The following is a 6,209-nucleotide window of genomic DNA, read 5'->3' as shown; positions in this document are numbered from 1 at the left end:
CTTTGGGGGCGAAGCCCCCCGAGGGATAACTCAGTTGAGGCAGAATTCGTTGCCTTCGGGGTCGGTCAGGACGATGAAGCCGGCGCTCAACGGGGGAGCGGGTTCGTAGCGGCGTACCCGCTTCGCTCCCAGCGCGACGAGCCGGTCGCACTCGGCCTCCAGCGCCGCCATCCGCTCCTCTCTCTGCAGTCCTGGAGCCGCGCGGACGTCGAGGTGGAGGCGGTTCTTGGCGACCTTGTCCTCCGGCACCTGCTGGAAGAACAGCCGTGGGCCTTGCCCGTCCGGGTCCTCGATGGCCGATCTCGTGTTGCGCTGCTCCTTCGGCACGCCGACTCGCGCGAGGAAGTCGTCCCACGCGGCCAGCGGGTCGGCCCCCTCGGGCAGGTCGACTCCGGGCGGGCCGGGGTGGACGTAGCCCAGTACGTCGCGCCAGAAGGACGAAAGCGCCTGCGGATCGTGGGCGTCGAAGGTGATCTGGATGTGGCGGCTCATCGGGTTACTCCGTTCGTAGCGGGTTTCGTGTGCGGGTAGAGGTCGCGCAGCAGGCAGACCTCGGACAGGTGGTGGATCAGCTCCCGGTTGATGTGCAGCACCAGATCGGCCATGGGCGCCTCGGGGAAGGGCTTCTCGCCGATCGGGACCCGGAGCCCGGCCTCGCCCAGGCCGCGCACTCCGGCCAGCCAGACGTCGAGTTGGGCCTCGAGCTGGTCGAGCGCGGTGGCCGCGCTGCCGGCGTACTCCCAGGTCTCGTACGACGCCGCCGGCGCGCCGAAGTGCGCCGCGTTGCGCGCGGCGAGCACGCCGACGATGACGTGACCGAGTCGCCAGGCGATCGTGGTGAAAGCCGCGGGGACCGGCTCGGGGAAGGCATAGTCGATCGTGAAGTCCCCGGCACCGACCTGCACGGGCGCCGTCGAGCTGCCGCGCGGCCGCACGCTCCAGGCGTCCGGCACCGGCGACCAGAAGTACTCGTCGTCGGTGAGGCCGTCGAGCCGGGCTCGGAGCTGATGGTTCCAATGGGCCTCCACTGCTCGCGTAGCGTCCGGTTCCAGTCGAGTTCGTCTGCGTCCATGGAGCCACCTTGGTACCCCAAGCGGACAGGATCGGTCCGCTGTCTCTGGCAGGGTGGGCGACGTGGACATGGCGAACGCCGACGAGCGGGGCACGACGGAGCGGGTGCTCACCCTGCTCGGGCTGCTGCAGCAGCGCCGGATCTGGACCGGCCCCGAGCTCGCCGGGCGGCTCGGGGTCACGCCGCGCACGGTACGTCGTGATGTCGGGCGGCTGCGTACACTCGGCTATCCGGTGCATGCCAGCCAGGGTGCGGGCGGCGGCTACCAGCTCGGCCCGGGGCAGGACCTGCCGCCGCTGCTTCTCGACGACGAGGAGGCGATCGCCACCGCGGTCGCGCTGCTCGCCGGCGCGGGTGGCGCGGTCGCCGGCGCAGGCGACGCCGCGCTCCGGGCCCTGACCAAGCTCGACCGGGTGCTGCCGACCCGGCTGCGGCACGAGGTACGCGCGCTCGCCGGCTCGGTGGAGTCCTTCGGCGGAGGCCGCACGCCGGTCGACCCCGAGGTGCTCATGACGCTGGCCAGAGCCTGTCGCGACGAGGTCGAGGCCGGCTTCGACTACCCCTCGGGGAGCGAGGTGCGACGGCGGCGGGTCGAGCCCTACCGCCTGGTCGCCTCCGACCGGCGCTGGTACCTCCTCGCCTACGACCTCGATCGCGACGACTGGCGCAACTTCCGCGTCGACCGGATGACCGACGTGTCCGCACGGAGCTGGTGCTTCCGCCCGCGCCCGTCGCCCGACGCGGCGGCGTACGTGCAGGAGAGCGTGGCGAGCCGGGTGTATCCGCACCAGGCGCGCTTCCTCGTGCATGCCCCGGCCGACACGGTACGCGCCCAGATTCCGGCATCGGCGGCCGTCGTACGACCGCGCGGAAGCGAGCGCTGCGAGGTGCTCAGCGGCGCCGGCAGCCTCGACTTCACGCTCATGCACGTACTCCTGCTGGGGCACGACTTCGAGGTACTCGACCCTCCGGAGCTCGGAAGTCGCTGTCGCGCACTGGCGAAGAAACTCCTGTCGGCCGGCGCGACGATCCCACCGCCGGACACCAAGAAATCATGAGCCCCGGCCAAACGTGGCCCGAGTCAGCCACGGAGGGGTTTGGGTTTGGGGGGCGCTTGGGGGCGAAGCCCCCCGAGGGAGCGTGCGCGCGTAGTGGCGGCGCGCCGGTGAGGCGGAGAAGCGTCTCCCTGGAGGGCCGTCAGGGTGACAGCGGCGGGAGGAGCCGGCTTGGCTCCGCCGTAAAAACAAAAAAAAGGCCGCTCGCCGAAAAACGGCGAGCGGCCTTCACGAAGAAAAAACTAATCAATCATTGAGATGCTGGCGCAGGTAGGAGTCCACGGAGTCGATGGAAATGCGCTCCTGGTTCATGCTGTCGCGTTCGCGGATCGTCACTGCCTGATCATCCAGGGTGTCGAAGTCGATCGTGATGCAGAACGGCGTGCCGATCTCGTCCTGGCGGCGGTAGCGGCGGCCGATCGCGCCCGCGTCGTCGAACTCGACGTTCCACCGGCGGCGCAGCTGGGCGGCCAGGTCGCGGGCCTTCGGCGACAGGTCGGCGTTGCGCGAGAGCGGCAGCACCGCGGCCTTGACCGGCGCGAGCCGGTGGTCGAGCCGCATGACCGTGCGCTTCTCCATGACCCCCTTGGCGTTGGGCGCCTCGTCCTCGGTGTAGGCGTCCAGCAGGAACGTCAGCGTGGCCCGGTCGACGCCGGCGGCCGGCTCGATGACGTAGGGGACGTAACGCTCGCCGGTGTCCTGCTCGAAGAAGCTGAGGTCGACGCCCGACGCCTTGGAGTGGGCGGTCAGGTCGAAGTCGGTGCGGTTGGCGATGCCTTCGAGCTCACCCCATTCCGAGCCGGTGAAGTTGAACCGGTATTCGACGTCGACGGTGCGCTTGGCGTAGTGGGACAGCTTGTCCTTGGGGTGCTCGTAGAGGCGCAGGTTGTCCTTGTTGATGCCGAGGTCGGAATACCAGCGGAAGCGCTCGTCGATCCAGTATTGGTGCCATTCCTCGTCCGAGCCCGGCTTGACGAAGAACTCCATCTCCATCTGCTCGAACTCGCGGGTGCGGAAGATGAAGTTGCCCGGCGTGATCTCGTTGCGGAACGACTTGCCGATCTGGCCGATGCCGAACGGGATCTTCCTGCGGGCCGACTGCTGCACGTTGAGGTAGTTGATGAAGATGCCCTGCGCGGTCTCCGGCCGCAGGTAGGCCAGGCCGGACTCGTCCTCGACCGGGCCGAGGTAGGTCTTGAGCAGGCCGCTGAACTGCCTGGGGTCGGTGAAGGTGCCCTTGTTGCCGCAGTTGGGGCAGGTGATGTCGGCCAGGCCGCCTTCCGGCGTCTTGGCGTTCTTCTCTTCGTACGCCTCGATGAGATGGTCGGCGCGGAAGCGCTTGTGGCAGGACAGGCACTCGGTCAGCGGGTCGGTGAACGTCTCGACGTGGCCGCTGGCCCGCCACACCTCGGGCGCCAGGATGACGCAGGAGTCAAGGCCCACCACGTCGTCGCGCGACTGGACCATCGACAGCCACCACTGCCGCTTGACGTTGTTCTTCAGCTCGACGCCCAGTGGACCGTAGTCCCACGACGCGCGCAGTCCGCCGTAGATCTCGCTCGACGGGTATACGAGCCCGCGGCGTTTGGCGAGGCTGACGATGGTGTCCATGACGTCGGTGCGTCGTGCCATTTGGTTGGTTCTCTTTCCGGCTGGAGGTCGGCGAGTGAATTGATGAGATCCCAGCTTAGGGGACGGGCGGGACCTCTCGCGCGCGAGTATTCCTACGCCCCGTCCTGGGTGTAGACGTCCTCGAACGCACTGGGTTCGTTGACCATGAGAATCATCAGCGGATACATCGCCATCCGGGCGGCGGAGAGCGCTCTGCGGTAGAAGCCGGCGCCTTCCCACTCACTGACCAGAGCCCACAGATTGGGCTCATCGACCGAACGGGCCAGCCTGCCACGTTGGTAGCCGGGTTGGGCGGCGAGCGTGTCGAGGATGGCGTAGCCCTGCTTGACGAAATCTTGGGACTGGGACTCTGGAACGGTGTATCGGATCACGGCGAGCACGCGACCAGCCTAAAGGCGCTGAGCCCGGGGGATGCGCGAACTCACACATGCTCTCACGTACGCTCCGGCCCACCGGACGCCCGAACTCCCAGAGCGCTTCGAAGCTCCCGTAGGCTCTGGGGGTGGCTCGTGACAACAAGCGTCCGCTTCCCCAGGGCGAGCGGTTCTTCACGCCGGGTGCCTCCGGTCTGCGCAAGGCCGTCGAGCAGCGCAGCGCGGTGCCGATGGCATACCTGTTCTCGCAGGTCCCCCGCTGGGTCGCGCCCGCCGTGCTGGTGGTCCTGCTGCTGATCGGGTTCGCCGTGGCCAACCCGCTGGGCGGGCTGGCCGCGCTGGTCGTGCTGGCGTTCGTGGGGTGGCTGGCGTACTTGTCGTGGCCGTCGCTGGGGGCCGGCGGGAAACTGCTGCGGGTCGCCATGCTGGCCTTTCTCGCCCTGCTCGTGGCGACCCGCTTCGGAGCCTTCTGATCCGCGCCTGTTCGACGCCTGGATCCTGGCACCTGTTCAGGCCGGCTGGTTCAGGCCTGTTGCGGCAGCATTGTGTAGTGGGGGAAGTTGCCGGGGAGCCGCTCTTCGTCCGGGCCCGTGGTGGCGGCCCGCACCAGCAGCTCGCCGCCGACGAACGCGCCCCGCCACGACGCCCCGAGCCCGCCGAACAGCTCGTCCCTGTCGCCGCGCGAGCGCGGCCTGTTGTGACCCACCTTGAACGCCCGCACCTCGGGCGCCAGCCGGTGGAACGTCTCCTCCTCGTCACAGGACACCGTGGCCACCAGGGCGCCGTTGCTGGCGTTCATCGCGGCCAGCAGCTCCGCCTCGGTGTCCACCAGCACGATGGTGTCCACCGGGCCGAACGGCTCGGCGTGGAAGAGGGGTGAGGAGCGGGGCGGGCTGAGCAGCGCGGTCGGCGGTACGTACGCCGAAATATCCTGCCCCGGCAGGAAATGTCCGTCAGCCAGCGACGCCTGGTGCACCGGCACGCCGCCCCGCACCACCGCCTCATCCACCTGGTCGGCCAGTTCCTTGGCCTTCGAGGCGTTGATCAGCGGGCCGAAGTCCAGCTCGGGCAGCGGATCGTCCGGCGCGGCGACCGCGAGGGGATGGCCGAAGCGCAGCGACCCCACCGCCTTCAGATAGGCGGCCAGGAACTCGTGGAACAGCGACCGCTGCACCACGAACCGCGGGTACGCGGTGCAGCGCTGCTTGCCGTAGTCGAACGACGCCCGGATCTGCCTCGTGAGCAGGTCCCAGTCGCCATACTCCCACACGCCCCAGCAGTTCAGGCCCTCCTGCTCCAGCACGTGCCGGCGGCCGAGGTCGGCCAGCGAGGTGACCACCTTCGCCCCCGCGTCCCTGCCGCCCACGAACGACACGCAGCCGAGCGAGCGGCCCGCGACCAGCGCCGGCGACAGCTCCGCCCCTCCCCCGCTGACCAGGGTGAACGGCAGCCCTTCACGGACGGCCAGCGCGCAGGCGAGCGTCAGGCAGCAGAGCCCGCCGTCCGTGGGGGTCTTGGCGATCACCGCGTTGCCGGCCAGCGCCTGCACCAGCATGGCGTGCATGAGCACGCTCATCGGGTAGTTCCAGCTCGCGATGTTGCTGACAGGCCCTGGCAGCGGCGCGCGCCCGGCGACCATGCGGTCGATCTCGCCGACGTACCAGCGGACGCCGTCCAGGCAGCGGTCCACGTCGGCGCAGGCCGCCTTCCAGGGCTTGCCGATCTCCCACACCAGCAACAGGGCGAGTAGATCGCGGTGCGCGGCCATGGACTCCACGGCCGCGGCCACCATGGCCTTGCGTTCGGCCAGCGGCAGGTATCGCCATCTGCGGTGCTCCTCGACCGCGCCCGCCACCGCACGTCCCGCGCCCGCTCGTTCCAGCCTGGGCAGGCCCGCGATGGCGGTGCCGTCCAGCGGCGAGAAGCCGGGCACGGGGCGCCCGTCGCGGTGCCAGATGCCGCCCCAGTGGTTCAGCACCCGGTCGTCGTGGAAGGCCTCGGGCGCCGCCGCGCAACAGGCGTTGTAGGCGTCCTGCCAGGCCGTACCCGGCTTGAGCTGCATATACGCTCCTCCTC

The 6,209-nt window shown here is 69.5% G+C and carries 7 protein-coding genes; 2 read left to right on the top strand and 5 right to left on the bottom strand.

Annotated features, from left to right (window positions below):
* Positions 1-30: 30 nt before the first annotated feature.
* Positions 31-492, bottom strand: a complete 462-nt coding sequence (locus ITP53_RS36605) for a VOC family protein (RefSeq protein ID WP_195900047.1) — start codon at positions 490-492, stop codon at positions 31-33.
* Positions 489-1,028 (bottom strand): DinB family protein, encoded by a 540-nt coding sequence (locus ITP53_RS36600; protein ID WP_328816930.1) that lies wholly within the window; start codon positions 1,026-1,028, stop codon positions 489-491. The genes ITP53_RS36605 and ITP53_RS36600 overlap by 4 nt, the downstream gene beginning before the upstream one ends.
* A 112-nt stretch (positions 1,029-1,140) precedes the next feature.
* On the opposite strand from ITP53_RS36600, the gene ITP53_RS36595 reads away from it, so the two are divergent.
* Positions 1,141-2,130 (top strand): helix-turn-helix transcriptional regulator, encoded by a 990-nt coding sequence (locus ITP53_RS36595; protein WP_207756933.1) that lies wholly within the window; start codon positions 1,141-1,143, stop codon positions 2,128-2,130.
* Positions 2,131-2,373: 243 nt separating this feature from the next.
* Here ITP53_RS36595 and ITP53_RS36590 read toward each other — a convergent pair whose 3' ends face one another.
* Together ITP53_RS36590 and ITP53_RS36585 are read right to left on the bottom strand one after the other, a co-directional pair.
* A complete protein-coding gene (locus tag ITP53_RS36590; protein WP_195900044.1) occupies positions 2,374-3,759 on the bottom strand; it encodes a glycine--tRNA ligase in 1,386 nt (461 codons plus the stop codon).
* A 92-nt stretch (positions 3,760-3,851) separates the two neighbouring features.
* Positions 3,852-4,139 (bottom strand): antibiotic biosynthesis monooxygenase family protein, encoded by a 288-nt coding sequence (locus tag ITP53_RS36585; RefSeq protein ID WP_195900043.1) that lies wholly within the window; start codon positions 4,137-4,139, stop codon positions 3,852-3,854.
* Between the two features lie 122 nt (positions 4,140-4,261).
* On the opposite strand from ITP53_RS36585, the gene ITP53_RS36580 reads away from it, so the two are divergent.
* Positions 4,262-4,606, top strand: a complete 345-nt coding sequence (locus ITP53_RS36580; RefSeq protein ID WP_195900042.1) for a DUF6703 family protein — start codon at positions 4,262-4,264, stop codon at positions 4,604-4,606.
* Between the two features lie 50 nt (positions 4,607-4,656).
* On the opposite strand, the gene ITP53_RS36575 is transcribed toward ITP53_RS36580, so the two are convergent.
* On the bottom strand, positions 4,657-6,195 hold the full coding sequence (locus ITP53_RS36575; protein ID WP_195900041.1) for an aldehyde dehydrogenase family protein: 1,539 nt from the start codon (positions 6,193-6,195) through the stop codon (positions 4,657-4,659).
* Between the last annotated feature and the right edge of the window lie 14 nt (positions 6,196-6,209).

The sequence above is a fragment of the Nonomuraea cypriaca genome (genome assembly GCF_015645445.1).
GTDB lineage: Bacteria > Actinomycetota > Actinomycetes > Streptosporangiales > Streptosporangiaceae > Nonomuraea > Nonomuraea cypriaca.
Note: the sequence above shows the minus strand (reverse complement) of the source record. Positions and strands in the feature narration are given on the sequence as shown.

What these genes read in the sequence shown, in the direction of transcription:
- ITP53_RS36595 (WP_207756933.1), top strand. Translation starts at nt 1,141, where the DNA reads ATGGCGAACGCCGACGAGCGGGGCACGACGGAGCGGGTGCTCACCCTG.
- ITP53_RS36605 (WP_195900047.1), bottom strand. Translation starts at nt 492, where the DNA reads ATGAGCCGCCACATCCAGATCACCTTCGACGCCCACGATCCGCAGGCG.
- ITP53_RS36575 (WP_195900041.1), bottom strand. Translation starts at nt 6,195, where the DNA reads ATGCAGCTCAAGCCGGGTACGGCCTGGCAGGACGCCTACAACGCCTGT.
- ITP53_RS36590 (WP_195900044.1), bottom strand. Translation starts at nt 3,759, where the DNA reads ATGGCACGACGCACCGACGTCATGGACACCATCGTCAGCCTCGCCAAA.